Origin of the sequence: Massilia endophytica, from assembly GCF_021165955.1 — a bacterium.
Taxonomy (GTDB): domain Bacteria; phylum Pseudomonadota; class Gammaproteobacteria; order Burkholderiales; family Burkholderiaceae_D; genus Rugamonas; species Rugamonas endophytica.
Genome location: NZ_CP088952.1, coordinates 266,208 through 290,997, shown reverse-complemented (window position 1 = coordinate 290,997; position 24,790 = coordinate 266,208). Strand labels below are relative to the sequence as shown.

Below are 24,790 nucleotides of genomic sequence, written 5' to 3'. Positions count from 1 at the left end.
CTTCCATGAACAAGAAGCCCATCATCATTATCGGCGTGCTGCTCGCCGCTGGCGCCGCGCTGGCCGCATGGCAGCTGCGTGCCCCCTCCCGCGCCGGCGGTCCGCTCGTCCTCTACGGGAATGTGGACCTGCGCCAAGTGTCGCTGGCCTTCAGCGGCAGCGAGCGCATCGCGCGCCTGGATGTGGAGGAAGGCCAGCAGGTGCGCGCGGGCCAGGTGCTGGGAGAACTGGATACCCGCACACTGGCGCTGCGGCTGCAACAGGCGCGCGCCCAGGCCGAGGCGCAGCGCCAAGCATTGCGGCGGCTCGATGCGGGCAGCCGTCCCGAGGAAATCGCCCAGGCGCGGGCCCAGGCAGCGGCGGCGCAGGCGGAAGCCGACCTGGCGCGCAAGCAGTGGGAGCGCGCAAGCGCAACCCAGCGCGAGGCCGCCGACGCGGTCAGCCAGCAGGACGTGGATGCCGCCCTGTCCCGCCACCAGGCGGCGAACGCGCAGCTGGAGAAGGCGCGCAAGGCCTTGCAGCTCGTGCAGCAGGGGCCGCGCAGCGAAGACAGGGCCCAGGCCCGGGCGCAGCTCGATGCAGCCAGCGCGGACATCGCCCTGCTGGAACACCAGCTGGCGGAATCGAAGCTCGTGGCTCCCATCAACGCCACGGTGCGGGCGCGCCTGATGGAGCCGGGCGACATGGCCTCACCGCAGCGGCCTGTCTACACGCTCGCCATCACCGATCCAAAGTGGGTGCGCGCCTATGTGTCCGAACCGGATCTGGGCCGCATCCGTTCCGGCATGGCGGCGCGCATCGCCATCGACTCCCTGCCCGGCCAGTCCATCCCCGGCCGCATCGGCTACATTTCCTCCGTGGCGGAGTTCACGCCCAAGACGGTGCAGACGGAGGAACTGAGGACTGCGCTGGTCTATGAAGTACGTGTGCTGGCCGAGGACAAGGCCGACCGCCTGCGCATGGGCATGCCCGCGACCGTCACCATCGATAGCGCAGCGCGGTGAACCATGGCCGATGTGCTGACAGCCCGCGCACTCCACAAGCGCTTCGGCGAGGCCGAGGCGCTGCACGACGTCACGCTGTCCGTTCCGCGCGGCGCGCTGACCGCGCTGGTGGGCCCTGACGGCGCGGGCAAGACCACCCTGCTCCGCCTCGCGGCGGGGCTGCTCGGCCCCAGCGCGGGATCGCTGACGGTGCTGGGCATGGATACCGCCGCCCACCCGCAGGCGATCCAGGACCGCATCAGCTACATGCCCCAGCGCTTCGGGCTGTACGAAGACCTCAGCGTGCAGGAGAACCTGGATCTCTATGCGGACCTTCACGGTGTGTCTGCCGATGCGCGCGCGGAGCGCTTCGCCCGCCTTCTGGACATGACGGACCTGAAGAATTTCACGGAACGCCCCGCAGGAAAACTGTCCGGCGGCATGAAGCAGAAGCTCGGCCTTGCCTGCACCCTGGTGCGCTCGCCGGAACTGCTGCTGCTCGACGAGCCAACGGTGGGTGTCGATCCCCTGTCCCGCCGCGAACTGTGGGAGATCGTGCAGCAACTCGTGGAGAAGGAAGAACTCAGCGTCATCGTCAGCACTTCCTACATGGACGAGGCGGAGCGCTGCGCGCAGGTTTTCGTGATGCACGAAGGCCGCGTGCTCGCGGCCGGAACGCCCGGCGCCATCCGCAGCAATGCCGACGGCCTGTGCTTCGTGGCCGAACCCGCGAACGGGGAACCGGCACGCATCCTCCAGGCCCGGCTGATCGACGCGCCGGAACTCGTGATCGACGCCGTGCCCCATGGCGGCCAGGTGCGCTATGTAGCACGGCCTGACGCAGCGCCGGATGCCCTGCAGGCCCTGCTCGGCGAGGCCAATGCCAGTCCCGTTGAAGCAAGACTGGAAGACGGCTTCATGACCGTGCTGCGGGGTGGACGCAAGGACGCCGCCATACCCTCCGCAGCGCCAGCCGAAGCATCTCCTGCGGAAGGCGGCAAGCCCGTTATCGAGGTGCGCGACCTCGTGCGCAAGTTCGGCGATTTCACCGCTGTGGCCAGCACCTCATTCAGCGTCCAGCGCGGCGAGATCTTCGGGCTGCTCGGCCCCAACGGTGCGGGCAAGACCACCACTTTCCGCATGCTTTGCGGCCTGCTGCCCGCCAGCAGCGGCTTCCTGCAGGTCGCGGGCGTGAACCTGCGCACGGCGCGCGCGGCCGCGCGCGCACGCATCGGCTATGTGGCCCAGAAGTTCGCCCTGTACGGTAATCTCACCGTGACGGAGAATCTGGACTTCTTCGGCGGGGCCTATGGCCTGTACGGCGCGAAGCTGAAACAGCGCATCCGCACCATGCTCGAACAGTTCCAGCTCACGAGCGCCGAGAACAAGGCCAGCGGCGAACTGCCGGGCGGCTTCCGCCAGCGGCTTGCCATGGCCGCCGGACTGCTGCACGAACCGGACATCCTTTTCCTCGACGAGCCCACCAGCGGCGCCGACCCGCTGGCGCGCCGCGAGTTCTGGCGCCGCATCACCACCCTCGCCAATGCAGGCGTGACGGTGGTGGTGACCACGCACTTCATGGAGGAAGCGGAGTACTGCGACCGCATCGCCATCCAGGATGCGGGAAAAATGCTGGCCCTCGGCACACCGCGGGAGGTGCGCGAACAGGCCGGCGGCGCCGGAAACATGGAGGACGCTTTCATCGGCATCGTGGAACGCAGCCGCAACGGGGTGGCAGCATGAGCCGCGGCTTCATGCAGCGCCTTGTGGCGCTCACGCGCAAGGAGTTCCGCCAGCTGCTGCGCGACTCCAGCAACCTTGCCATCGGCATTGTGCTGCCCATTGTGCTGATCCTCATCTTTGGCTACGGCCTGTCGCTGGACGTGAAGAACGCGCCGGTCGCCATCGTGCTGGAAGACGGTTCGCCCACCGCCTTCGAAGCAGTGGCCGGGCTGCGGCTCTCGCCGGTATTCTCGCCGGTCATGCTGGGATCGATGCACGACGCGGAAGCGCTGATGCGCGAGCGGAAGGTGGACGCTATCGTGCGCGTGCCTGCCAGCTTCGCACGAGACCTCGGCATGGGCACGGCCAGAATCCAGCTCCTGGTGCACGGCTCGGAAGCCAACCGCGCCACCATCATCCTGAACTATGCCACGGCGGCGCTGGGACGCAAGGCAGGCCCCGGGCCGGGCATCGCCGTCGAACAGCGCATGTGGTTCAACGCCGCCAACACAAGCACCTGGTATCTGGTGCCCGGACTGATTGTGCTGATCATGACGCTCGTCGGCGCCTTCCTCACGGCGCTCGTGATGGCGCGTGAATGGGAGCGTGGCACGCTGGAGGCGCTCTTCGTCACGCCCGTGCGTCCTGCCGAAATCCTGCTGGCGAAGATCATTCCTTACTTCTGCGTTGGCATGTGCGGCCTGATTCTGTGCCTGCTGGCGGCGCGCTTCCTTTTCCACGTTCCGATGCAGGGGTCGCTGCTCATTCTCCTGTTCAGCTCTATGCTCTATCTCTTCGTCGCCGTGGGCATGGGACTGCTGATTTCCTCGGTCACGCGCAACCAGTTCATCGCCAGCCAGGTCGCCCTCCTCACCAGTTTCATGCCTTCGCTGATGCTGTCCGGTTTCCTCTTCGACCTGCGCAACGTGCCGGTGGTGGTGCGCGTGGTGGGCAATGTGCTGCCGGCCACCCACTTCATGGAACTGGTCAAAACGCTTTTCCTGGCCGGGAACGTGTGGCCGCTCATCCTGCGCAACTGCGCCATTCTCGCCGCCTATGCGGTGGTACTGCTTGGGCTGGCGCGCTTCGTCACCCGCAAGAAACTCGACTGAGGCGCACATGAATACCCTGATGATGCTGATACGCCGTATCGCCAACCTGTGCCGCAAGGAGTTCCTGGCCGTGCTCAAGGACCCGAAGAGCCGTGCCATCCTGATCGTGCCTGCCCTGGTCCAGAGCATGCTGTTCGGCTATGCGGCCACCTATGAGCTGAACCGGGTGCCCTACGCGGTGCTTGACTACAGCCACAGCGCAGCGGCCATGCGCTTCACGGCAAGGCTGGAGGCGGACGGCATCTTCCGCCGTGTGGCGAACGCGCGGAACGAGCAGGAGGCCAGGGATCTGATCGACACGCAGAAGGCGCTGCTCATACTGCACTTCCCGCCCGATTTCGAACGCAGCCTGTACTCCGGCCAGCCCGCACCGCTGCAACTGATTCTCGATGGCCGAAACTCGAATACGGCAGGCTCCGCCGCCGCGCACGTGAACGCAGTCGCCATGAACTACAACCGCGAGTGGCGCGCGCAGACAGGTGCGCCGGAACCGCGCCTGCAGATTGCGAGCCGTGCCTGGTACAACCCCAACCTCGAAACACGCTGGAACCTCATGCCCGGCCTGATCGCCGCGCTCAGCATGCTGCAAACCCTGCTGCTCACGGCTCTTTCGGTGGCGCGGGAAAGGGAGCATGGCACCTTCGACCAGCTGCTCGTCACGCCGATGACGCCTGCCGAAATCATGGTGGGGAAGGCCCTGCCGCCAGTCTGTATCGGTCTGCTGCAATCGACCATCATCCTCCTGGTGACGCGCTTCTGGTTTGGCGTGCCGCTGGCCGGTTCGGTGCTGCACATCTATGCGGGACTGACGCTGTTCACGGTAGCCTGCGTCGGCATCGGCCTCTCCATCTCCGCCCTTTCCGCGAACATGCAGCAGGCCATGCTCTACACCTTCGTGCTCGTGATGCCGATGATGCTGCTGTCCGGCCTCACGACGCCGGTCCGCAATATGCCGGAGCTGCTGCAGCTGCTCACCATGGCCAATCCCCTGCGCTTCGCCATCGACATGGTGCAGCGCATCTATCTCGAAGGCGTGGGCCTCGGCACAGTGTGGCCGAACCTCATTCCCCTGCTGATCATTGCGGCGCTGACGCTGCCGCTGGCGGCGTGGCTGTTCCGCCACCGCCTCGTTTAAGGAGCGCACAATGAAATCCCTGCCCCTCTCCCTGCTCTGTGCTGCCCTCACGGCCTGCGCCGCCGCAGGTCCGGACTTCGAGGCGCCGCGTGCCAGCGCTCCGTCGCAATGGAGCCAATGGCATGGCGGCGCGGCCGAACTGGCCGATACGGGCCTGCCGGGAGGACCGGCCTTTGCCCGCTTCAACGATCCCGTGCTCGCCGCACTGCTGGCCCAGGCCAGCGCGAACCCCGACCTGCAAACCGCCCTGCTCCGCTTTGCGCAGAGCCGGGTGCAGAGCCGGCTGGCCTCAAGCCAGCTCGGGCCGCAGCTGGGCGCGCGCGGGGGCGCCATGCGCCAGCGCCAGAGCGAATCCGGCGCTGCCACCCGCATGGCGGACGCGCTTGCGCCGGGCAGCCGGGACGCCATCATCTCCGTCCTCAGCGATCCCTTCACGGTGTACCAGGCGGGCTTCGATGCCAGCTGGGAGCTTGACCTCTGGGGCCGTACCCGCCGCGTCATCGAAGCGGCAGACGCCGAGTCTTCCGCCGCGAGCGCCCAGCTGCGCCAGATGCAGCTCACCATCGCCGTCGAGGTGGCCCGCCGCTACTTCCAGCTGCGCGCGGCCCAGGAACAGCAGGACATCGCCCGCGCCGATATCGAAACGGCGGAACAACTGCTCGAACTGGCGTCCCTCCGCCAGCGCCGGGGCCTCGCGAGCGGTACGGACACCCTTCGCCTCGACGCGCAGCTCGCGCAGCAGCGCGCCGCCCTGCCCGCCCTGCTGGAACAGGAGGCGGCAGCGCTGAACGGCCTCACATTGCTGGGCACCCAGCCGCCCGGCGCCCTGAATGCCTTGCCGGGGGAGCGCAGCCTGCCTCCCGCGCCCGATCTCTCGGCGGGCCTGCCGGGCGAGCTGCTGCGGCGCCGTCCCGACGTGCAGGCGGCCGAGGACCGGCTGCATGCCGCCACGGCCAGCATCGGCGTGGCCAAGGCGGACCTGTACCCGCGCATCACCCTTGGACTCTCGGCCGGTCTGGAATCGGTGGCGGCGGGCAGTTTTGGCGACTGGGGCAGCAGGCAGTGGTCGGTCGGGCCCAGTATCAGCCTGCCGATATTCGACGGAGGCCGCCGCCGCGCCACCGTGCTGCTGCGCGAACTGCAGCAGCAGGAGGCCGCAGTCCAGTTCCAGAAAACCGTGCTCGCGGCCTGGCACGAGATGGACGAGGCGCTGTCCGCCTACGCCGCCGAGCGCCAGCGCCTGGCCCAGTGGCGGCAGCGCGAGGAAAGCGCGCTCTCTGTCCTGGCCCTGGCGGAGGTGCGCCATAAACGGGGCCTGAGCGATGCGCAGCCCGTGCTCGAAGCGCGGCGCGGCGCGCTGCAGGCGGAGCGGGAACGGGTAGGCAGCGAGGCCGCACTGGCGCTGCGGCTGCTCGCCATCTGCAAGGCCGCTGCTGTCACCCCGGCAGCGGATGTTTCCGATTTGAAACATTGAAAACTGCGCTAAGGGTGGCCCGGGTCGGATAAGATGGTGGTTTTCCACTACCCGTCCTCCTTATGGGCAACCTCCTGCTGGTCCTTGCTGCATTCTTCCTCGTCGCCCTGAATGGCTTCTTCGTTGCCGCCGAATTCGGTATCGTCACGCTGCGCCGCACCCGCGTGCGCGCCATCGCCAAGACGCAGGGTCTCAAGGGACGCATCCTGGCCAAGGTGCACGGTGAACTGGACGCGTATCTCTCTGCCTGCCAGCTCGGCATCACGCTGGCCTCCCTGGGACTGGGCTGGATCGGCGAGCCTGCCTTCGCCCAGCTGCTGGAACCGCTGCTGACGGCCGTGGGCATCAGCGCACCGGAAATCGTTCACGGCATTTCCTTCGTATTCGCCTTCGTCACCATCTCCTTCCTGCACATCGTGGTGGGCGAGCTGGCACCGAAATCCCTCGCCATCCGCATGCCGGAAGTGATTGGCCTGTACAGCGCCCTGCCCCTGTACGGCTTCTACTGGATGATGTATCCCGCCATCTGGCTGCTGAACCAGAGCGCCAACTGGGTGCTGCGCATCGCGGGCCTGGGCGAGGCAGGCGGCCATGAGTCGCACTATTCCACGGACGAATTGAAACTGATCCTGCGCACCAGCAAACCGGGCGAGCAGTTCAACAAGGAAGAGCGCAATATCCTCGCCAACTCGCTGGATTTCTCGCAGCTGCGGGTATCGGACCTGATGCGCCCCATCCAGGAGGTGATTGCGCTGCATGCCTCGAAACCGCTGGAGGAAAACCTGCAGACCGTGGTGCGCAACCGCTTCAGCCGCTATCCCTATTTCGACGAGAGCGGCAACAACGTGCTTGGCGTGGTGCACCTGAAGGACCTGTTCTTCGCCCAGCAGACAGGCAGGCCGATCAAGAACCTCGCGAGTCTGCTGCGGCCCGTGGAGACCATCTCGGCGCGTACGCCGGCCATGGAGCTGTTCCGCCGCTTCAAGGAAGGTGCGCCGCACTTCGCGCTCATTGGCGAAAAGGGCAAGCGGCCCGTGGGCTTCCTCACCCTGGACAACCTGCTCGGCGCCGTCGTGGGTGAGATCCACGACGAGTTCCGCCTCAACGAGAACGACTGGCTCAAGCAGCCGGATGGCTCGCTGATCGGCAAGGCCAGCCTGCCCATCTTCTCGCTCGAACGCACCCTGGGCATCGATATCGAGAACGAAGAACTGGGCATGGACGAAGTGGAGTCAGTGGGTGGCCTCATCATGCTCAAGCTGGGCGACATTCCGAAACAGGGCCAGCGCGTAAGCTTCAACAGCTTCGACATCGTGGTGAAGAAAATGAACGGCCCGCGCATCCTGCTGGTGAAGGTCATTCCGCGCGGCGAGGGCGAAGCGGAAACGGATGAGCAGGACTGAGTAGGCGCATAATAGCCGCTTTCCCACTCCCGAAGAGGAATGCGATGCCTGCACCACGATCCAAGCTGTTTGCCCTGTCCCTGATCGCCTGCGCTGCCTGCGCGCAGGCAGCACCCAGTTATGTCGCCCTCGGCAGCCCCATGCCGCGCTTCTCGCTGCTGAAGGAAGGCAGCCATCGCTACCTGCGCTACGTGAAGGACGGCGAGACGAATACGCCCATGGACATCTGGCAGCGCACCGTGAAGTTCGACGGCCAGCGCGTGGCTATCCACCAGCGCTGGGACGGAGTCGGCAAACCCGCGCCGGTCAAGATTCTCGATTCCACTTTCGATAGGGGCACTTTCCGCCCGCTGCAGCACGTGCGGATCACGGAGCGCGACGGCAAGCGCACGGTGGAGGGGTTCAACTTCGCGCCGGAGCGCATCACTGGCCAGAAGGACCTGGCGGACAACGCGCAGAAGGACCTCGACATGGCCTCGCCCGAAGGGACCTTCAATTTCGAGACCGATATCGAAATGCTGCAAACCCTGCCGCTCGAAGCGGGTTATGAGGCGGCGATCAACTTCTATCACCCCGGCGGGCTGTCGGCGCCCGCGCGCTACACCTTCAAGGTGATGGGTTCGGAAACCATCAGCGGTCCGTCGGGCGCGGTCGATTGCTGGGTGGTGACCACCGACTACAACCGCGCAGGCTATGAATCGAAGTTCTGGTTCGCCAAGGCCACACAGCAGATGGTGCGGCAGATCAGTCCCATGCTGGATGGGAAGGTGCTCGTGAAGACCCTGATCGATTAACGTTTCGCTGGCATGAGATGGACCGGCTGCTGGATTTCCAGGCCGGTCCAGTCGTTCACATCCACCAGTTGCGCCACCACGGTATAGGCGCCGGGCGCATCCTCTGCCGCGAAGGCCACCGTGTGCGCAGTGCTCAGCAAGGCGTCCTGGTTGAAGGGCTGCGCTTTCACGAGATATTCCGGAGCCGATTGCGAGTGGGTCTTCTGCCCCGGCGTGAGCGATTTGTAGACCACGCGCACATTGCACTTGCCCTGGCTGTCGGTCGAGCATCCCGTGAGCATGATGAAGACATGGACAGGCTTTCCAGCGGTCGCCGCGCTCGTCACGTTCAGCTTCACGGAGGGATCGGGGCTGTTCCACAATTTACGCAGCTGCTCCGCATCGTCCGTAACGAGGATCTGGGCGCTGAGACGGCCGTTCTGGCCCTTGCCCTGTACGACGACGTTCGTCTGCGGCGCAATCATCAAGCCGGGATCGACTTCGACGCGCTGAGCGTATGCAGCTCCGCAGGCTGCGAGGGAGAACAATAGGGCGGCGGCAAATTTTACAGTCATGGTTTCTTTCAGGAGTTCTCGCCGGGGCCGGGCACGACGGGATTGATATCGGTCCAGTTGCGCAGCAGGCCCAGTGCAACGGCAAGCAGCGTGGGTCCGATGAACAGGCCGACGAAGCCGAAGGCGATCACGCCGCCCATCACGCCGAGCAGCACGAGCAGGAAGGGCAGGCTTGAGCCGCGGCTGATCAGCATGGGCTTGACCACGTTGTCGACGCCGCTGATCAGGAACAGGCCCCAGACGATCATGAAAATGCCCCAGGCGGTATCACCCTGGTTGAACAGCCAGATCGCGGCGCCGCCCCAGATCAGTGGGGGACCAACGGGAATAAGGGAGAACAGGAAGGTGCCCACCGAGAGCAGGGCCACGGCAGGCACGCCCGCGATCAGGAAGCCCACGGCGGCCACCGCAGCCTGTGCGAGCGCTGTGCCCAGCAGGCCGTACATTACGCCGCGCACGGTGCGGCTCACGGTATCCGCCACCTCCACCGCATGTTCGCCCATGATCTTGTTCATGCCGGTCCGCAGGGCCGCCAGCAGCGTGGCGCCGTCGCGGTAGAGGAAGAAGCTGACGAAGGCTGCAAGGCTCACCTGCGCCACCCCACTGCCAAGAACAATGCCGCCGCCGAGCAGGAAGTGGCGGGCGGGCTCCATGAAGCGCTTGGCCGTTGCAATGAGCTCTTCGCGGTTGTGGATCAGGCGGAGCAGATAGGTATTGAAGGTTTCGCCGATCACGGGAATCTGGCTGATCCAGGCGGGCGGCTCGATGGTTCCGGCATTGAGCGCGTCGCGCAGTCCACGGTAGACATTGCCCGCGTTATCCGCGATGTTCCAGGTGACGAGGGCCAGCGGCAGGATGATGACGAGAATCAGCGACACCGTCATCACCGCGGCGGCCAGCGTGTGGCGCGACTGCAGGCGGTCCAGCAGCCGCAGGTAGAGCGGCCAGCTGGAAATGGTGATGGCGCAGGCAAAGAGGATCGCGGCGAGGAAGGGCCGCAGCACCACCAGGCAGCCGATGACGAGAAAGACGATCGCCGCGAGGCGGGTGTAAGGCTGAAACCTTTTTTCCATGCAGAGTTCCTGTCAGTTGAACCTCATGGAGCGAAGCTTATCAGGAAAGCAGCAGTTTCAGGTCGTGGACGATCGGGGCCGGGCCTTGTCCATGGCGCAGGAAGAGGCGCACCTTGCCGCTCTTGTCGAATACATAGCTGCCTGCCGTGTGGTCGATGGTGTAGGTTTCGGGCGTTTTGCCCGGCACCTTCTGGTAGAAGACCTTGAAGTCGGCGGCGGTCTGCTTCGTTTGCTCCGGCGTACCGTACAGGCCAACGAAGCGCGGGTCGAAGTTGGGCACGTACTGGGCCAGCAGCTCCTTCGTGTCGCGCTCCGGGTCGAGGGTGGCGAAGAGCACCTGCACCTGGTCCGCCTGCGGGCCCAGCTCCTTCATCACGCCCGCCATTTCGGCCATGGTGGTGGGGCACACGTCCGGGCACTGGGTGAAGCCGAAGAACATCACCACGACCTTGCCCTTGTAGTTCTCCAGGGTGACCGGCTTGCCGGTATGGTCGTTCAGCTTGAAGCCCTGGGCGTAGGTGGCGCCGGTCAGGTCGATATTGGTGAAGGCCTCTTTCTTCTCCGAACAGCCGGCGATGGCCAGCAGCATGCACAGCGCAGCGAACAGTTTTTTCATCAGATTTGCTCCGGGATACCGCGCCCTTCAGGGCGGGGAGTGAAAGGAGTCGACTGCGAAGCAGTTGTTCCCCTTGAGTTTAATAGAATACTGTATAAAATTACAGTATGGTGCTCGTCTATCGTTACCGTGTGAAGTCGCTGACCGGACTGCTGAACCAACAGGCCCGCACGGTGAGCTTTGTCTGGAACTACTGCAATGACCGGCAGAAGGATGCCTTGCGTTTCGGCCGCCCGTGGCTGACCGGCTTCGACTTGAACAACCTGACTACGGGCAGCAGCAAGGAACTGGGTCTGCATTCGGGTGTCATCAATGCTGTGTGCGAACAATTTGCCAAATCCCGCGCGCAACACCGCCGGCCCTACCTGCGTTACCGCAGCCGCAAGTCGCTCGGTTGGGTCCCGATGAAGGGGCGCGACCTGCATCGGGAAGGCAATGCATTCCGCTTTGCTGGCAATACCTTCCGCGTATTTTATTCGCGTCCTCTGCCCGAAGGGAAGATCAGGGATGGCTCCTGCTTCGCCCAAGACCGGCGTGGCAACTGGTTTTTGAATATTGTGATCGAAGTTGCCGAGCCACCCATACGCCCGCTTGGCCAAGGTGTCGGCATCGACTTGGGGCTGAAAGACTTTGCCGTGCTGTCGAACAAGGAACGTATCGACGCGCCTGGCTTTTACCGCAAGGCGGAAGCCGCGCTGGCGGTGGCGCAGCGGGCGCACAAGCGGCGCCGGGTCAAGGCGATCCATGCGCGTACGGCACGGCAAAGGCTGGACTTCCTGAACAAGCGCTCTGTGGAGCTGGTGCGCGCTTTCGATCATATTGCTGTCGGTAGTATCAATGCTGGTGGATTGGCCCAGACCGGCCTGGCCAAATCCGTACTTGACGCTGGCTGGTCGACCTTCCGCAAGATGCTGGCGTACAAGGCCATCAGGCATGGCGTGCGGTACGTGGAAGTGAGCGAACGCTTTACCACCCAGACCTGCTCGACTTGTGGCGCACTGCCCGATTCGCGGCCGAAAGGTATCGCAGGCCTTGGAATAAGAGAATGGACTTGCAGTGATTGTGAAACGGTACATGATCGTGATGTCAATGCTGCGATAAACATTCTCCGTCGCGGACGTGCGACGCTGGAAGCAGGAATCTCTGTCCTTTAGGGCGGAGAGGACGTCAAGTCAGAGCTTGATGTAGTGGTCGACCAGCAGTGCCGCGAACAGCAGCGAGAGGTAGACGATCGAGTAGGCAAAGGCCTTGCGGGCGATGATGTCGGTGTAGTGGCGGTACATGCGCCACGCGTACCAAAGGAAGATGATGTTCAGCACCACGGCGCTGGACAGGTAGATCAGGCCGCTCATCTTCACGGCGAAAGGCAGCAGCGTGGTCGCCGCCAGCGCGATCGAGTAAAGGAACACGTGGAACTGGGTGAAGTGCATGCCGTGGGTGACAGGCAGCATGGGCAGGCCGGATTTCGCGTAGTCGTCGCGGCGGTACATGGCCAGGGCCCAGAAGTGCGGCGGGGTCCAGACGAAGATGATCAGCACCAGCAGCCACGCCTGCATCGGCACGTCGTTGGCGACTGCGGCCCAGCCCAGGGCGGGCGGCATGGCGCCGGAAAGGCCGCCGATCACGATATTCTGCGGCGTGGCCGGTTTCAGGATCATCGTGTAGATGACCGCGTAGCCGACGAAGGTGACGAAGGTCAGCCACATCGTGAGGGGATTGACCAGCGAGTAAAGAATCCACATCCCTGCCCCGCCAATGATGGCGGAGAAGATGAAGGTCTCCTTGACCGAGATTTCGCCCAGCGCCATGGGGCGGCGCGCGGTGCGGGCCATGCGGGCATCGATCTCGCGCTCGGCGAGGCAGTTGACGGCGAAGGCGGCGCCCGCGAGGAGCCAGATGCCGATGGTGGCCGCAATCACGATGCGCCAGTCCGGCAGGCCATCCGTTGCGAGGAACATGCCGATGACCGCGCAGAACACCGCGAGTTGCGTAACGCGCGGTTTGGTCAGCGCCCAGTACTGGGCGATGCGGTGGCTCGGCTTGTGGCTTGCGGTCTGGGTGCTCATTGCTTGTGGTCTGCGTGCTTAGCCCGATAGTTTAACATGGTCAGCAAGAGCACAAGGAGGGCCGCCCCGGCGTTATGCAGCACCGCGATGGTGAGCGGATAGTTCAGGTAAATCGTGGCCACGCCGGTGAGGGCCTGTACAGCCAGTACTGCGGCAATACCCTGGGCAGGCCGCGTCAGACCTTCGATGCGCCAGGCGCGCCACGCCGTATAGCCCAGCACCAGCACCACCAGGAAGGCGAAATTGCGGTGCACCCAGTGGATGGCGGTCAGCGCGGAGAATGGGAGGTAATGGCCAGCGGCGGTTTTCCCGAGCTCGCGCCACAGGTGGAAGCCATGCTCGAAGTCCATTTCCGGCACCATTTGGCCCTGGCAGAGCGGGAATTCCGTGCAGGCCAGGGTTGCATAGTTAGTGCTTACCCACCCGCCGAGGGCGATCTGCACAGCCAGCACGACGCCGGAGGTCACCGCAAGGGTACGCATGTGGCGGGCAGCGGGTTCCCGCGCAGGCGGCAGCCCGAGGGTGCGGATACTGTCCTGGCGGCAGCCGAACCAGACGAGCAGGGAAAGAAGGCCCATGCCCAGCAGGAGGTGGGTGGTGACGATGACGGGCTGCAGTTTGAGCGTGACCGTCCAGGCGCCGAAAGCCCCTTGCAGGCAGACGAAGAAGAAGAGCAGTGTGGGGTAGCCCGGCTCGTAGCCTGCCGCGCGCGCCTTGCGCCACTGGCGCCATGCCACCACCATCATCGCCACGATCAGGATGCCGATGCCCATCGCCAGGTAGCGGTGGATCATTTCGACCCAGGCCTTGAAGACCGTCACGGGTCCCGTCGGCATCAGCGCTTCCGCCGCCTTGATTTCGTCGTGCGCGATGAAGGGGTTGGCTTCGCCGTAGCAGCCGGGCCAGTCAGGGCAGCCGAGGCCCGAATCGGTCAGGCGCGTGAAGGCGCCGAACACGATCAGGTCGAAAGTGAGGAAGACGCTCACCCATACCAGCTTGCGGTACTTGTTGACGTCCTTCGAGATCCAGACCATGGACAGCGGCAGCACGGCAATCAGCAGCGCCGTTACCGCCATTTGCAGCAGTGTCATGTGCATGTAGGGCGCCTTATCCGATGGCCGATGCCTTGAGCAGCTTGCCGATGTCCTTCTTCACCTTGGCCGGGTCGGGCTTGGCGGGGAAGCGCATCATCAGGTTGCCCAGGGGGTCGATCAGGTAGATGTGCTCTTCCTGCTTGCCGCCCTGCTCCACCGGCAGCCATTTCGCCACCGCGTCCGCCGGAGCGCGCAGCATGCGGGTGCCGTCGTTCACGCGCAGCAGCATGGTTTCCAGCGGCTCGTTGTCCGTGATGAGCCACACGCGCTCGATGCGGTCCATTTCCTTGCCCTGCATGGTGCGCAGCTGGCGCATCATGAAGAGCTGGTCCTGGCAGGCCTGCTGGCAGTCGGAGCCGCCCACCTTGAGCATGATCCACTTGCCCTTGTAGGCGTCGAGCGTTGCGGGCTTGCCGTCCAGCGTGGTGCTGGCCATGGCCGGAATGGGATGCTCGCGTGGATCGATCAGCGCGCCGTAGTTGTTGCGGCTCTGCGGCTTGACCACGTAGTAGGTGAAATACGAGGCGATCATCGGCGCGGCGCACACGGCCAGCACGGCGAACAGCTTCCAGCGGCCGCTCTTTTTCTGCTTATCTGCTTGGTTTGCTTCCACTTCTGAATCCAGTCACGATGAAGAAGATGAGGGCCATCGCCGCCAGTGCATACCACTGGAAGGCGTAGCCGCGATGTTTGTCGACGCCCAGCGCGGGCGCGGGCCAGTCGCGCACCAGCGCGGACGGGCCGCTGCCTTCGGAGCCGTCCGTCGACGTTTGCTCCAGAACGAAGGGCTGGAAGCGGAATTTCGTCGCTTCCGCCACCTGCGCGGGCGTCACATTCTGCACGATCAGCTGGGCGCCCAGCGGCGGCGCTTCGCCCAGCTCCATTACGTGGCCCGCGTTCAGGCGCGCCAGCCCCTCGATCGTGATTGTGCCAGAAGGCACAGGGGTTTCGGGCAGGCGGTTGCGGTCCGCCGTGTTGCGCGGCACCCAGCCGCGCGCCACCAGCACGTGCATGCCTGTGCCTTCGATGCGGAAAGGCATGAGCAGGTAGAAGCCCGCGCGGCCCTGGTAGGGCCGGTTGTCCAGATAGAGTGGCCAGGCGCCGAGGAACTGGCCGGTGAGCTTCACGCGGCGGTATTCGATGTCGCCTGCCTTCACAGGCGCTGCGCCGATCTCCAGCGGCGGTGCTTCGGCGCCTGCCTTCAGTTTCGCTTCCAGCGCCAGTTTTTCGGCGGCGCGGCGGTCCTGCCACTGCCCCAGCGATACGCCGAGCGCCACCAGCAGCACGGTGGCGATAAAGGGAATCAGTTTAAAGCGGAATCGGAGTCGCATTACAATACAGCCTTCAACTCAAACATTCTGCAAAAATGAAAATCGCGCTCGTCGTCATTGCCTTCGTCCTGATCATCGGCAGCCTTGGTGCCGCACTGTTCTTCCTGATGCGCGACAAGGGGCGCAGCAACCGTACCGTGCATGCGCTGGCGCTGCGCGTTGCACTGTCCATTACGCTCTTCCTGCTGATCCTGGGCGCCTACAAGCTCGGTTATATCCAGCCGACCGGCATCCGCTGAGCGCATCGCCCTGAAAGCAAAAAGCCGCAGCATGCTGCGGCTTTTTTATTGGGCCTTGCAGCCCTTACATCCAGTACACGACGACGTACAGGCCGAGCCAGACGACGTCGACGAAGTGCCAGTACCAGGCCGCGCCTTCGAAGGCGAAGTGGTTTTCAGGAGTGAAGTGACCCTTCATGGTACGGAACATCACCACCGCCAGCATGATCGCGCCCATGGTCACGTGGAAGCCGTGGAAGCCGGTCAGCATGAAGAAGGTGGAGCCGTAGATGCCGGAGCTCAGCTTCAGGTTCAGTTCATGGTAGGCGTGGATGTATTCGTAAGCCTGGAAGCCCATGAAGACTGCGCCCAGCAGCACGGTGGCGGCGAGCCACAGCACGGTCTTGCTGCGATGGCCCGCGCGCAGAGCGTGGTGGGCGATCGTCAGCGTGAGGCCGGAGGTCAGCAGCAGCGCGGTGTTGATGGTCGGGATCGGGAACGGGCCCATGGTGGTGAAGCTGTCCACCGTGCCGGCCGGGCCCACATTGCCCCACACGCCAGCGAAGTCAGGCCAGATCAGCTTGTGATCCAGGTCGGCCAGCCAGGGCATGGTGATCGAACGGGCGTAGAACAGGGCGCCGAAGAAGGCGCCGAAGAACATCACTTCGGAGAAGATGAACCAGCCCATCGACCAGCGGAAGGAGTGGTCGATGCGCTTGCTGTACAGGCCACCTTCGGATTCGCCGATGGCGTCGCCGAACCAGCCCCACAGCACGGCCAGCATGCACACGATGCCGGCCAGGCACAGGCCCATGCCCCACGGTGCGTCATTGACCCAGCCGGAGGCGCCAGCCATGGTCGCCAGCATCGACATGCCAGCCAGCATAGGCCAGCGCGATGGACCAGGCACGAAATAGTACGGTGCCGCGGCGTTGTTCGAACTCATTTTCATCTCCTAAAAACGGTATCCGTAGACTGCTAAATTTTTACTGTGAAACCACCAGCTTGACGACCGTGATCAGCAAGCCGATAAATATTGCGGCGCCCAATACGCCAGCGACGATGAAATGGACCGGATTCAGTTTCACCTGGTCCTTCTCGAAATCGCTCTTGCGGCGCAGGCCGAAAAACGACCATACCACCGCCTTCATCGCATACATGAAAGAAGCGCGCTGCGGTTCTTTCCCGCTCATCCTTCCCTCCTCAATTCGCCGCGACCTTGTTATGCAGGCCGCCGATCTCGATGAAAGTGTAGGACAGCGTAATCGTCTTCACTTCCTTCGGCAGGGCCGGGTCCAGATAGAAGACCACCGGCATCTGCCTTGCCTCGCCCGCCTTCATGGTCTGCTGCTTGAAGCAGAAGCATTCCACTTTCTTGAAGTGCGGCGTGGCGCTTTGCGGGGCGTAGCTCGGCACTGCCTGGGCCACCACCTCGCGCTGCTGCGAATTCACTACTTCGTACACCACGGTCGTCATTTCGCCCGGGTGCACGGTGATGCTGTTCTGCGTGGGCCGGAAGCGCAGGCTGCCCTGCACGTTGCTGTCCAGCTCAATGGTCACGCTGCGGCTCTTGTCCACCTGCGTGTTGTGCGCCAGCGCCGTGTCGTCCTTCTGCGTCAGCTGGTTAATGCCCAGCACTTCGCAGATATGCTTGTAGACCGGGATCAGCGCGTAGCCGAAGCCGAACATCGCTACGGCGATCACCAGCAGCTTTTTCAGCAGCTGGAGATTGGAGCCACGGTCTTCACTCATTTTCTCAGCTCAGCCAGGTGCGCTTGACGAACACGGACACGAAGAACACGATCGCAATCGAAGCCAGCGTCAGCGCCAGCTTCAGATTGCTCTTTTTCTTATCGTCGGCCATTACTTGACGGTCGGCGGAACTTCGAAGGTGTGGAACGGCGCCGGCGACGGCACGGTCCACTCCAGGCCTTCAGCGCCATCCCATGGCTTGTCGCCAGCAGCCTTGCCGCCACGGATGGTCGGCAGTACCACGGCGAACAGGAAGAACACCTGGGACAGGCCGAAACCGAAGGCGCCGATGGAGGCGATGGTGTTGAAGTCCGTGAACTGCGCCGGATAGTCGGCGTAGCGGCGCGGCATGCCGGCCAGGCCCAGGAAGTGCATCGGGAAGAAGGTCACGTTGAAGGTGATCAGCGAGAGCCAGAAGTGCAGCTTGCCCATGGTTTCGTTGTACATGTGGCCGGTCCACTTCGGGCCCCAGTAGTAGAAGCCTGCGAACAGCGCGAACAGCGAGCCTGCCACCAGCACGTAGTGGAAGTGCGCCACCACGTAGTAGGTATCCTGCAGCTGGATGTCGATCGGGGTCACGGCCAGAATCAGGCCGGTGAAGCCACCCATGGTGAACACGAAGATGAAGCCCACGGCGAACAGCATCGGGGTTTCGAAGGTCATCGAGCCTTTCCACATGGTGGCGATCCAGTTGAACACCTTCACGCCGGTCGGCACGGCGATCAGCATGGTCGCGTACATGAAGAACAGCTGCGAGGTCACCGGCATGCCGGTGGTGAACATGTGGTGCGCCCAGACGATGAAGGACAGGATCGCGATGGAAGCGGTTGCATACACCATCGATGCGTAGCCGAACAGCGGCTTGCGGGCGAAGGCCGGGATGATCTGCGACACGATACCGAAGGCCGGCAGAATCATGATGTACACCTCGGGGTGGCCGAAGAACCAGAAGATGTGCTGGTACATCACCGGGTCACCGCCGCCGGCGGCGTTGAAGAAGGAGGTGCCGAAGTGGCGGTCGGTCAGCGTCATGGTGATGGCGCCTGCCAGAACCGGCATCACGGCGATCAGCAGGTAGGCGGTGATCAGCCAGGTCCAGCAGAACATCGGCATCTTCATCAGGGTCATGCCGGGAGCGCGCATGTTCAGGATGGTGACGATGATGTTGATCGAACCCATGATCGACGATGCACCCATGATGTGCATCGCGAAGATGCCCATGTCCATGCCCGGGCCCATCTGGGTCGACAGCGGCGCATACAGGGTCCAGCCGGCGGCGGTGGCGCCGCCCGGCACGAAGAAGGAACCTGCCAGCAGCAGCGCTGCCGGTGGCAGCAGCCAGAACGAGAAGTTGTTCATGCGGGCGAAGGCCATGTCGGAAGCGCCCACCTGCAGCGGGATCATCCAGTTCGCATAGCCCACGAAGGCCGGCATGATGGCGCCGAACACCATCACCAGGCCGTGCATGGTGGTCAGCTGGTTGAAGAACTCAGGCTGGAAGTACTGCAGGCCCGGGTGGAACAGTTCGGTGCGGATCATCAGCGCCAGCACGCCGCCGGAGAGCAGCATGATGAACGAGAACCACAGGTACAGGGTACCGATGTCCTTGTGGTTGGTGGCGAACAGCCAGCGGCGCCAGCCATGCGGATGGTCGTGCGCGTGATCGTGGCCGTGATCGTGTGCGTGATCGATAGTCGTCGTGCTCATGTGAAGCTCCTGATTACTTGCGGGCAGCCACAACTTCGGCTGGCTGAACGATGTTTTCGGCTGGCTTGTTCGACCAGTTGTTGCGGGTGTAGGTGATCACCGCTGCAATATCGGTATCCGACAGCTGCTTCCAGGCCGGCATTTCGCTCGGGTACTTGCCGCTCTTCAGGCCATTCAGCACCACGTGGATCTGATCGGCTTTCGGGCCGTTGACCACTGGCGAGCCGTCCAGCGCAGCGAATGCACCCGGAACGCCCTTGCCGCTGGCCTGGTGGCAGACCGCGCAGTTGGCGGTGTAGACTTTTTCGCCCTTGGTCTTCAGTTCGTCGATGGTCCAGGTCTTGTTCGGATCGTCCGCCAGCGCGGCCATTTCCTTCTGCTTGCCCTGCACCCAGGCAGTGTACTCTTCGGCCGTCACAACGCGCACCACGATAGGCATGAAGGCGTGCTCCTTGCCGCACAGCTCAGCGCAGTTGCCGCGGAAGACGCCGGTGTGTTCCGACTTGAACCAGGTGTCGCGCACGAAGCCGGGAATCGCATCCTGCTTCACGCCGAAGGCCGGGATCATCCAGGCGTGGATCACGTCGTTCGCGGTGGTCACGATGCGGATCTTCTTGTTGACCGGCACCACCACTTCGTTATCGACTTCCATCAGGTAGTTCTCGCCGCGCGCTTCGGTCGGCGCAACGCCTGGCGCGCCCACCTGGGTGCGCGGGGTGGACAGGTTGGAGATGAAGGAAATGCCTTCGCCCTCGCCCTTCAGGTAATCGTAGCCCCACTTCCACTGCATGCCGGTGGCCTTGATGGTGATATCGGCGTTGGAGGTGTCCTTCATGGCCACCACGGTCTTGGTGGCTGGCAGGGCCATGCCGATCACGATCAGGAAAGGCACCACGGTCCACGCGATTTCAACGGCGGTCGACTCGTGGAAGGTGGCTGGCTTGTGGCCCAGCGACTTGCGGTGCTTGAAGATGGAATAGAACATGACGCCGAACACCGCCACGAAGATCACCAGGCAGATGATCATCATCAGGTTGTGCAGGCTGTAGATTTCGGCAGCGATGTGCGTCGAAGGCGGCTGCAGGTTCAGCTGGTGCACCACCGGACCACCGGTGCCGCCGGTTGCGGCGCCATATGTGCCGGTTCCAGTCGTTGCAGGTCCCGCCCATGCCGGCAGGCCGGCAGCGACTGCGGCCAGACCAAGCATCAACGATTGAAGTCGCTTCGCAAGTTTCATGTTTTCCCCAACCACCCAAAATAAAGAAATTTTTCTTCACTGTGCGCCGCCGCCGAACCGGCCGCGCACCGTGCGCTAAACAGCTAAAGGCCCCATGCCCGCTTCCGCAAAAAACTGCAGCGGAAACGCGGCTGGAACCTTGACATCGCCGCCTGCGTCCCAATATCCCTGGTGACGCTGGCTATTGTTGCCTGTCTGCCGCTTCGGCAGCCGGATTGCGTCCGGCTGGGCAAAGTACTGGCAAAATTAGTCAAGGATTATAAGCATTAACACACTCTTTCATCAAGGCTATTTGCCTTTCCCCCAGGCCCAGCCCGTCAATTGGCGACGCCGCGCCACACCCCTTGCCTAATTTTTAGGCTTGCGCGGAAGGTCAAAGCGGATGATGGCCTCCCCGTCTTTCGTTACGCGCGGCGCGGGGCGGAAAGCGTGACCATAAATCACCTCGAAGGTGAGACCGATACGTCCATCGGCGCGGCGCTGCCGGTTCAGTCCTTCCAGCAGGCGGGCATGGGCGGCGCGGCCCAGCAGGCCCTTGCGGCGCGTGCTCAGGGGATTCCCGCCGAGGGCGCGCACGTCGGCCAGCAGCTTTTGCGGCTGCTCGTAGGTCACTGTTATCTTTTCCATATCCATTACGGGCGTTGAGAACCCGGCTTCCACCAGCTGGTCGCCGAAATCGTGCATGTCCACGAAGGGCAGAGTGTGCGGAGCCAGGTCCACATCGGCGAACGCGGCGCGCAGCTCCTGGAAGGTGTCGGGGCCGAAGCAGGAAAACATCAGCAGGCCGTTCACGCGCAGCACGCGGTGCCACTCGGCGAAGACGCGGTCCGGCTGCGGATGCCAATGCATGGCGAGGTTGGACCAGACCAGATCCACCGCATTGCGGGCCAGGGGCAGGTCGGCGAAATCGCCGCAGATGGCGTCGATGCCCGATTTCGATGGCAAAAGCTTACGCATCAGCTGATTGATGCCCGACTGCGGGGCCGACTGGGAGCGGGCGGCGCGCAGCATGGGCTCCGAGGCATCCAGCGCCAGCACCTGGGCGGCGGGATAGTCCTTGAGCAGCATGGCAAGGTCCGCGCCCGTACCGCAGCCTGCGTCCAGCACCCTGGCCGGCGCCAGCTTCACCAGCTGCAGGCGCTCGTGCATGCGCTGGGCGATCTCGCGGCGCAGGAAATCGGAAGGCGCGGTGCGCTCGGGACGTTGAAACAATGCGCGCACATGATCCAGATCGATAGGCGCGCTGAGTTTCGGCGGATTGGCGGGGACTTGCATAAATAATCTTGCGTCGGTGAGATAATGTGCGCAGTTTACATGGTTGGAGCGAAACGCGATGGCCACCGCCTGGCAAGACGCCCTGTCGCGCTGGACCCAGGCGCTGCTGCCCTGCAGCTGCGTGCTGTGCGGATTCGCCGCGCCGTCCATGCTGTGCGCGCCCTGCCGCGCGCAATGCCTGGAGGGCGGGCCGCTGCGCTGTCCCGTGTGCGCCGATCCCCTGCCAGCGGGCGTCAGTGAGGCCGAACGCTGCGGCCGATGCACGCGCCAGCCGCCGGCCTTCGACGCCACGGTCGCCGCCGCATCCTACGAACTGCCGGTGGACCGGCTCGTGCTGCAGCTGAAGTTCGGCGCGGCGCTCGCGCATGCGCGGCTCTTCGGCGAGCTGCTGGCCGAAGCGGTGCGCGCGCAGCCTGGGCTGCCGCTGCCTGCGCTGCTCTGTCCCGTGCCGCTGGGGCCTGATCGGCTGTCCGAGCGGGGCTTCAACCAGGCGCTCGAAATAGCGAAGCCCCTGGGCCGAAGGCTCCGGATCGCGGTGGCGCCGCGGCTCGTGATACGGGTGCAGGACACGATGGCACAAAGCCTGCTGCACGGCGGCGCGCGGCGCAGCAACATCGCCCACGCCTTTGGCGTGGCGGACCGCGCGCTCATCGAAGGACGGCACATCGGCGTCGTGGACGACGTGATGAGCAGCGGGCAGACGCTGAACGAACTGGCGGCAACGCTCAAGCGGCATGGTGCGGGGCGGGTCACCAATTTTGTTTTCGCGCGCACGCCGCCGCAACAATAAGGAGAAGGACTTGTTTCACGTAGTGCTGGTCAACCCCGAGATCCCGCCCAACACGGGCAACGTCATCCGCCTCTGCGCCAACACGGGCGCGCAACTGCACCTGATCGAACCGCTGGGCTTCGAGCTGGACGATGCCAAGCTGCGCCGGGCGGGCCTCGACTACCACGAATTTGCGCGCATGAAAGTGCACAAGGACTGGTCCGCCTTCCTGGCCGAGGTGCAGCCCGACAGCGGCCGCATCTTCGCCATGACCACCCACGGCTCCACGCCCTTTGCCGACATGCACTTCGCGCCGGGGGACGTCTTCGTCTTCGGTTCGGAGACGCGCGGCCTCGAACCCGGCTTCCGCGAAAGTTTCCCTGCAAGCCAGCGCATCCGCCTCCCCATGCGCCCGGACAACCGCAGCCTCAACCTCTCCAACACGGTCGCCGTAGTCGTCTACGAAGCCTGGCGCCAGCAAGGCTACGCCGGCGGCAGCTGACAGCTTCCAGCTGAGCCCGTGTCCAACTCTGGTGCCAGGGAAGAAATTTGGACACGAGCTCATGAATAGGCTGATTTTGCGCATGTCGGGCCCTGCTTTTCACGGGTATGGTTTGACCCATGCCCAGACCTTCCCGAACCCAATTCCCCGGCGCGCTGTATCATGTTACGGCTCGTGGCAATCGTCGCGCGAACATCTTTGTCGACGACTATGATCGCCAACTCTGGCAGGACATGCTCGGAGAAACTGTCGAGCGATTCGGCTTCACGGTGCACGGCTTCTGCCTTACGCCGAATCATTTTCACTTGCTTGTACAAACCAGGCTCGCGAATCTCTCGGAGGGGATGCACTACCTGAATGGTAAGTACGCGAAGAAGTTCAACTGGCGCCACAAGCTGACTGGACACGTCATTCAGGACCGCTTCTATGCCCTCTTGATCGAACGCGAGTCGCATTTACTGGAGGTCGCGCGATACATTGCCCTCAATCCGCTGCGGGCACAGCTGGCGCGCGATCCAGCCGCTTGGGCCTGGAGCCATCATCGATATTGCTGCGGCTTAGCCCATTCTCCGCATTGGCTGACTACCAGTTGGATTGTTTCGCAGTTTGGTGATAAAGCCGCTTACGCGCAGTTTGTGGTGGCGGGCATTGGACAGCCCGATCCCCTCCGCAGGCAGCGGGAGCACAACAATGGTACGCATTCCCCCTCCCTATCCGATATTGCCGCTCAGCACATCGGACGAGACCAAGCGATTGTTGCCGCCTACAGAACAAACAGCTTCAGTTTGGCCGAGATCGCCGATTTTTTCTCAATCTCAAGTAAGACCGTTTGGCGCATGTTGCAAAAACAGCGTCAAGGCGACTAGCGCACAGTTCGTGTCCAAATTTCTTCCCTGGCACCAGAGTTGGACACGGGCTCAGCCGTGGCGAAGAGTGCTGGCATGTTGGCATGAAAAGTCGTATAAAAACATCTCGAATTGACGAGGTGCTTTTATGTTCGATCTGGAGTTGCCTTGGTGGGAGTACGCGGCGCGCGCGGCCGCAATCTACTTGTTTCTGCTGGTGATGATGCGCGTCACGGGGAAGCGCACTATCGGCCAGTTCACCCCTTTCGATCTGCTCGTCGTCATGCTGCTGTCGGAGTCGGTGTCGCCTGGCCTCACCGGGGGCGATAATTCGGTGCACGCCGGAGTCATCGTCGCCACCACCTTGATCGTGATGAATGTGGTTATCGCCTACATCACCTCGCATAGCCGGAAGATGGCCGATATCATCGACGGCACCCCTGTCCTCCTCGGCCGCGATGGGAAGATTTTCGATGAGGTGGTGAAGAAGTGCCGCGTCGCCGAGGGCGACGTGGAACAGGCCCTGCGCGAGGCGGACTGTCCCCTGGAGAAGATGAAGTGCGCCTTCCTCGAGGCGGACGGCAAAATCACCATCCTCCAGAACTGAGGCTACAATCGCCAGCATTTTCATAAGAACGGAGATGAAATGCTGCGCAATATCCTGCTGCCCCTCCTGGCAGCCTTGCCACTCGCGGCCAGCGCTGCGAACCTGTCGGACCAGCTGACCCAGAAGGCGGTGTTGAACCAGAACGTGGTGCGCCAGATCGCTGCCGCCGCCGAAGCGGAGGCGCGCAGGAATAACTGGAATGTGTCGATCGCCATCGTGGACGAGGCGGGCCGCCTGATGCATTTCGTGCGCATGGACGATACGCCCAATTCCTCCGTCGAGGTGGCACAGGGGAAGGCGCGCCACGCCGTGAACTACCGGCGCGACACGAAGTTTCATCAAGAGATTCTGGAGAAGGGCAACGCCGTCGTCCTGGGCCTGCCGGACATCACACCCATCGAGGGCGGCCTGCGGCTGCTGGCGGCGGGCAAGGTGATCGGCGGTATCGGCGTGTCCGGCGTCCAGGCATCGCAGGACGCTCAGATCGCCCGCGCGGGCGCCGCCCTCCTGGGCGACTAAGG

General features: G+C 63.6%; 28 protein-coding genes. 14 read left to right on the top strand and 14 right to left on the bottom strand.

Annotation, left to right across the window (positions count from 1 at the left end):
- The first annotated feature begins 5 nt into the window (after positions 1-5).
- The 7 genes from LSQ66_RS01410 to LSQ66_RS01380 all read left to right on the top strand — a co-directional run bounded on the left by LSQ66_RS01410 (position 6) and on the right by LSQ66_RS01380 (position 8,623).
- Complete coding sequence (locus tag LSQ66_RS01410; protein WP_231768039.1) at positions 6-1,004, top strand: HlyD family efflux transporter periplasmic adaptor subunit; 999 nt, start codon at positions 6-8, stop codon at positions 1,002-1,004.
- Positions 1,005-1,007: 3 nt separating this feature from the next.
- The gene (locus LSQ66_RS01405; RefSeq protein WP_231768038.1) at positions 1,008-2,726 is read left to right on the top strand and encodes an ATP-binding cassette domain-containing protein; all 1,719 of its coding nucleotides are present in this window, start codon (positions 1,008-1,010) and stop codon (positions 2,724-2,726) included.
- Complete coding sequence (locus LSQ66_RS01400) at positions 2,723-3,817, top strand: ABC transporter permease (RefSeq protein WP_231768037.1); 1,095 nt, start codon at positions 2,723-2,725, stop codon at positions 3,815-3,817. Before LSQ66_RS01405 ends, LSQ66_RS01400 begins: the two co-directional genes overlap by 4 nt.
- Positions 3,818-3,824: 7 nt before the next feature.
- The gene (locus LSQ66_RS01395; RefSeq protein ID WP_231768036.1) at positions 3,825-4,952 is read left to right on the top strand and encodes an ABC transporter permease; all 1,128 of its coding nucleotides are present in this window, start codon (positions 3,825-3,827) and stop codon (positions 4,950-4,952) included.
- Positions 4,953-4,962: 10 nt separating this feature from the next.
- Positions 4,963-6,426 carry an efflux transporter outer membrane subunit gene (locus LSQ66_RS01390; RefSeq protein WP_231768035.1) on the top strand — a complete coding sequence of 488 codons (1,464 nt, stop codon included), beginning with the start codon at positions 4,963-4,965 and terminating at the stop codon, positions 6,424-6,426.
- 62 nt (positions 6,427-6,488) lie between these two features.
- Positions 6,489-7,829 carry a hemolysin family protein gene (locus LSQ66_RS01385; RefSeq protein ID WP_231768034.1) on the top strand — a complete coding sequence of 447 codons (1,341 nt, stop codon included), beginning with the start codon at positions 6,489-6,491 and terminating at the stop codon, positions 7,827-7,829.
- A gap of 44 nt (positions 7,830-7,873) precedes the next feature.
- Positions 7,874-8,623, top strand: coding sequence for a DUF3108 domain-containing protein (locus LSQ66_RS01380; RefSeq protein WP_231768033.1), 750 nt, complete (start codon positions 7,874-7,876; stop codon positions 8,621-8,623).
- Here LSQ66_RS01380 and LSQ66_RS01375 read toward each other — a convergent pair.
- The 3 genes from LSQ66_RS01375 to LSQ66_RS01365 are packed head-to-tail and all read right to left on the bottom strand — an operon-like array spanning position 8,620 to position 10,866.
- On the bottom strand, positions 8,620-9,177 hold the full coding sequence (locus LSQ66_RS01375; RefSeq protein WP_231768032.1) for a hypothetical protein: 558 nt from the start codon (positions 9,175-9,177) through the stop codon (positions 8,620-8,622). The two genes, LSQ66_RS01380 and LSQ66_RS01375, sit on opposite strands and share 4 nt — an antisense overlap.
- Before the next feature lie 8 nt (positions 9,178-9,185).
- Positions 9,186-10,250: an AI-2E family transporter gene (locus LSQ66_RS01370; protein ID WP_231768031.1), complete on the bottom strand. Its 1,065-nt coding sequence runs from the start codon at positions 10,248-10,250 to the stop codon at positions 9,186-9,188.
- Between the two features lie 40 nt (positions 10,251-10,290).
- A complete protein-coding gene (locus tag LSQ66_RS01365) occupies positions 10,291-10,866 on the bottom strand; it encodes an SCO family protein (protein WP_231768030.1) in 576 nt (191 codons plus the stop codon).
- A 107-nt stretch (positions 10,867-10,973) separates the two neighbouring features.
- Here LSQ66_RS01365 and LSQ66_RS01360 point away from each other — a divergent pair, with 107 nt between their 5' ends.
- A complete protein-coding gene (locus tag LSQ66_RS01360) occupies positions 10,974-12,020 on the top strand; it encodes an RNA-guided endonuclease InsQ/TnpB family protein (protein ID WP_231768029.1) in 1,047 nt (348 codons plus the stop codon).
- Positions 12,021-12,038: 18 nt separating this feature from the next.
- On the opposite strand, the gene cyoE is transcribed toward LSQ66_RS01360, so the two are convergent.
- Genes cyoE through LSQ66_RS01340 form a run of 4 tightly spaced genes read right to left on the bottom strand, consistent with a single transcriptional unit; the run spans position 12,039 to position 15,357 of the window.
- Positions 12,039-12,932: a heme o synthase gene (gene cyoE / locus LSQ66_RS01355; RefSeq protein WP_231768028.1), complete on the bottom strand. Its 894-nt coding sequence runs from the start codon at positions 12,930-12,932 to the stop codon at positions 12,039-12,041.
- A complete protein-coding gene (locus LSQ66_RS01350) occupies positions 12,929-14,029 on the bottom strand; it encodes a COX15/CtaA family protein (RefSeq protein ID WP_231768027.1) in 1,101 nt (366 codons plus the stop codon). Before LSQ66_RS01350 ends, cyoE begins: the two co-directional genes overlap by 4 nt.
- Before the next feature lie 10 nt (positions 14,030-14,039).
- Positions 14,040-14,558, bottom strand: a complete 519-nt coding sequence (locus LSQ66_RS01345) for an SCO family protein (RefSeq protein ID WP_231770024.1) — start codon at positions 14,556-14,558, stop codon at positions 14,040-14,042.
- Positions 14,559-14,616: 58 nt separating this feature from the next.
- Entirely contained in the window at positions 14,617-15,357 is a 741-nt protein-coding gene (locus LSQ66_RS01340) for an SURF1 family protein (RefSeq protein WP_231768026.1), read from the bottom strand.
- Positions 15,358-15,392: 35 nt separating this feature from the next.
- On the opposite strand from LSQ66_RS01340, the gene LSQ66_RS01335 reads away from it, so the two are divergent.
- Positions 15,393-15,596 (top strand): twin transmembrane helix small protein, encoded by a 204-nt coding sequence (locus tag LSQ66_RS01335; RefSeq protein WP_231768025.1) that lies wholly within the window; start codon positions 15,393-15,395, stop codon positions 15,594-15,596.
- A 64-nt stretch (positions 15,597-15,660) separates the two neighbouring features.
- On the opposite strand, the gene LSQ66_RS01330 is transcribed toward LSQ66_RS01335, so the two are convergent.
- From LSQ66_RS01330 to LSQ66_RS01300, 7 genes are all read right to left on the bottom strand, one after another.
- Positions 15,661-16,521 carry a cytochrome c oxidase subunit 3 gene (locus LSQ66_RS01330; RefSeq protein WP_231768024.1) on the bottom strand — a complete coding sequence of 287 codons (861 nt, stop codon included), beginning with the start codon at positions 16,519-16,521 and terminating at the stop codon, positions 15,661-15,663.
- 40 nt (positions 16,522-16,561) lie between these two features.
- Positions 16,562-16,768 (bottom strand): DUF2970 domain-containing protein, encoded by a 207-nt coding sequence (locus LSQ66_RS01325; protein ID WP_231768023.1) that lies wholly within the window; start codon positions 16,766-16,768, stop codon positions 16,562-16,564.
- Between the two features lie 10 nt (positions 16,769-16,778).
- Positions 16,779-17,327: a cytochrome c oxidase assembly protein gene (locus LSQ66_RS01320; RefSeq protein ID WP_231768022.1), complete on the bottom strand. Its 549-nt coding sequence runs from the start codon at positions 17,325-17,327 to the stop codon at positions 16,779-16,781.
- 4 nt (positions 17,328-17,331) lie between these two features.
- Entirely contained in the window at positions 17,332-17,439 is a 108-nt protein-coding gene (locus tag LSQ66_RS01315) for a cytochrome oxidase small assembly protein (protein WP_231768021.1), read from the bottom strand.
- Entirely contained in the window at positions 17,439-19,034 is a 1,596-nt protein-coding gene (ctaD, locus tag LSQ66_RS01310) for a cytochrome c oxidase subunit I (RefSeq protein ID WP_231768020.1), read from the bottom strand. Before ctaD ends, LSQ66_RS01315 begins: the two co-directional genes overlap by 1 nt.
- A 13-nt stretch (positions 19,035-19,047) precedes the next feature.
- Complete coding sequence (gene coxB / locus LSQ66_RS01305) at positions 19,048-20,271, bottom strand: cytochrome c oxidase subunit II (protein ID WP_231768019.1); 1,224 nt, start codon at positions 20,269-20,271, stop codon at positions 19,048-19,050.
- Positions 20,272-20,619: 348 nt separating this feature from the next.
- The gene (locus tag LSQ66_RS01300) at positions 20,620-21,546 is read right to left on the bottom strand and encodes a methyltransferase domain-containing protein (RefSeq protein WP_231768018.1); all 927 of its coding nucleotides are present in this window, start codon (positions 21,544-21,546) and stop codon (positions 20,620-20,622) included.
- A gap of 58 nt (positions 21,547-21,604) precedes the next feature.
- Here LSQ66_RS01300 and LSQ66_RS01295 point away from each other — a divergent pair, with 58 nt between their 5' ends.
- From LSQ66_RS01295 to LSQ66_RS01275, 5 genes are all read left to right on the top strand, one after another.
- Positions 21,605-22,336 carry a ComF family protein gene (locus LSQ66_RS01295; RefSeq protein ID WP_231768017.1) on the top strand — a complete coding sequence of 244 codons (732 nt, stop codon included), beginning with the start codon at positions 21,605-21,607 and terminating at the stop codon, positions 22,334-22,336.
- A 10-nt stretch (positions 22,337-22,346) separates the two neighbouring features.
- Positions 22,347-22,817 (top strand): tRNA (uridine(34)/cytosine(34)/5-carboxymethylaminomethyluridine(34)-2'-O)-methyltransferase TrmL, encoded by a 471-nt coding sequence (trmL, locus tag LSQ66_RS01290; protein ID WP_231768016.1) that lies wholly within the window; start codon positions 22,347-22,349, stop codon positions 22,815-22,817.
- A gap of 119 nt (positions 22,818-22,936) precedes the next feature.
- Entirely contained in the window at positions 22,937-23,683 is a 747-nt protein-coding gene (locus tag LSQ66_RS01285) for a transposase (protein WP_231768015.1), read from the top strand.
- A 127-nt stretch (positions 23,684-23,810) separates the two neighbouring features.
- Positions 23,811-24,269 (top strand): DUF421 domain-containing protein, encoded by a 459-nt coding sequence (locus tag LSQ66_RS01280; protein WP_231768014.1) that lies wholly within the window; start codon positions 23,811-23,813, stop codon positions 24,267-24,269.
- A 39-nt stretch (positions 24,270-24,308) separates the two neighbouring features.
- Entirely contained in the window at positions 24,309-24,788 is a 480-nt protein-coding gene (locus LSQ66_RS01275; RefSeq protein ID WP_231768013.1) for a GlcG/HbpS family heme-binding protein, read from the top strand.
- The last annotated feature ends 2 nt before the right edge of the window (positions 24,789-24,790 follow it).

Excerpts from the sequence above, each read along its gene's own strand:
- LSQ66_RS01410 (WP_231768039.1), top strand. The coding sequence starts at position 6 with ATGAACAAGAAGCCCATCATCATTATCGGCGTGCTGCTCGCCGCTGGC.
- LSQ66_RS01405 (WP_231768038.1), top strand. The coding sequence starts at position 1,008 with ATGGCCGATGTGCTGACAGCCCGCGCACTCCACAAGCGCTTCGGCGAG.
- LSQ66_RS01400 (WP_231768037.1), top strand. The coding sequence starts at position 2,723 with ATGAGCCGCGGCTTCATGCAGCGCCTTGTGGCGCTCACGCGCAAGGAG.
- LSQ66_RS01395 (WP_231768036.1), top strand. The coding sequence starts at position 3,825 with ATGAATACCCTGATGATGCTGATACGCCGTATCGCCAACCTGTGCCGC.
- LSQ66_RS01390 (WP_231768035.1), top strand. The coding sequence starts at position 4,963 with ATGAAATCCCTGCCCCTCTCCCTGCTCTGTGCTGCCCTCACGGCCTGC.
- LSQ66_RS01385 (WP_231768034.1), top strand. The coding sequence starts at position 6,489 with ATGGGCAACCTCCTGCTGGTCCTTGCTGCATTCTTCCTCGTCGCCCTG.
- LSQ66_RS01380 (WP_231768033.1), top strand. The coding sequence starts at position 7,874 with ATGCCTGCACCACGATCCAAGCTGTTTGCCCTGTCCCTGATCGCCTGC.
- LSQ66_RS01375 (WP_231768032.1), bottom strand. The coding sequence starts at position 9,177 with ATGACTGTAAAATTTGCCGCCGCCCTATTGTTCTCCCTCGCAGCCTGC.
- LSQ66_RS01370 (WP_231768031.1), bottom strand. The coding sequence starts at position 10,250 with ATGGAAAAAAGGTTTCAGCCTTACACCCGCCTCGCGGCGATCGTCTTT.
- LSQ66_RS01365 (WP_231768030.1), bottom strand. The coding sequence starts at position 10,866 with ATGAAAAAACTGTTCGCTGCGCTGTGCATGCTGCTGGCCATCGCCGGC.
- LSQ66_RS01360 (WP_231768029.1), top strand. The coding sequence starts at position 10,974 with ATGGTGCTCGTCTATCGTTACCGTGTGAAGTCGCTGACCGGACTGCTG.
- cyoE (WP_231768028.1), bottom strand. The coding sequence starts at position 12,932 with ATGAGCACCCAGACCGCAAGCCACAAGCCGAGCCACCGCATCGCCCAG.
- LSQ66_RS01350 (WP_231768027.1), bottom strand. The coding sequence starts at position 14,029 with ATGCACATGACACTGCTGCAAATGGCGGTAACGGCGCTGCTGATTGCC.
- LSQ66_RS01345 (WP_231770024.1), bottom strand. The coding sequence starts at position 14,558 with ATGATCGCCTCGTATTTCACCTACTACGTGGTCAAGCCGCAGAGCCGC.
- LSQ66_RS01340 (WP_231768026.1), bottom strand. The coding sequence starts at position 15,357 with ATGCGACTCCGATTCCGCTTTAAACTGATTCCCTTTATCGCCACCGTG.
- LSQ66_RS01335 (WP_231768025.1), top strand. The coding sequence starts at position 15,393 with ATGAAAATCGCGCTCGTCGTCATTGCCTTCGTCCTGATCATCGGCAGC.
- LSQ66_RS01330 (WP_231768024.1), bottom strand. The coding sequence starts at position 16,521 with ATGAGTTCGAACAACGCCGCGGCACCGTACTATTTCGTGCCTGGTCCA.
- LSQ66_RS01325 (WP_231768023.1), bottom strand. The coding sequence starts at position 16,768 with ATGAGCGGGAAAGAACCGCAGCGCGCTTCTTTCATGTATGCGATGAAG.
- LSQ66_RS01320 (WP_231768022.1), bottom strand. The coding sequence starts at position 17,327 with ATGAGTGAAGACCGTGGCTCCAATCTCCAGCTGCTGAAAAAGCTGCTG.
- LSQ66_RS01315 (WP_231768021.1), bottom strand. The coding sequence starts at position 17,439 with ATGGCCGACGATAAGAAAAAGAGCAATCTGAAGCTGGCGCTGACGCTG.
- ctaD (WP_231768020.1), bottom strand. The coding sequence starts at position 19,034 with ATGAGCACGACGACTATCGATCACGCACACGATCACGGCCACGATCAC.
- coxB (WP_231768019.1), bottom strand. The coding sequence starts at position 20,271 with ATGAAACTTGCGAAGCGACTTCAATCGTTGATGCTTGGTCTGGCCGCA.
- LSQ66_RS01300 (WP_231768018.1), bottom strand. The coding sequence starts at position 21,546 with ATGCAAGTCCCCGCCAATCCGCCGAAACTCAGCGCGCCTATCGATCTG.
- LSQ66_RS01295 (WP_231768017.1), top strand. The coding sequence starts at position 21,605 with ATGGCCACCGCCTGGCAAGACGCCCTGTCGCGCTGGACCCAGGCGCTG.
- LSQ66_RS01285 (WP_231768015.1), top strand. The coding sequence starts at position 22,937 with ATGCCCAGACCTTCCCGAACCCAATTCCCCGGCGCGCTGTATCATGTT.
- LSQ66_RS01280 (WP_231768014.1), top strand. The coding sequence starts at position 23,811 with ATGTTCGATCTGGAGTTGCCTTGGTGGGAGTACGCGGCGCGCGCGGCC.
- LSQ66_RS01275 (WP_231768013.1), top strand. The coding sequence starts at position 24,309 with ATGCTGCGCAATATCCTGCTGCCCCTCCTGGCAGCCTTGCCACTCGCG.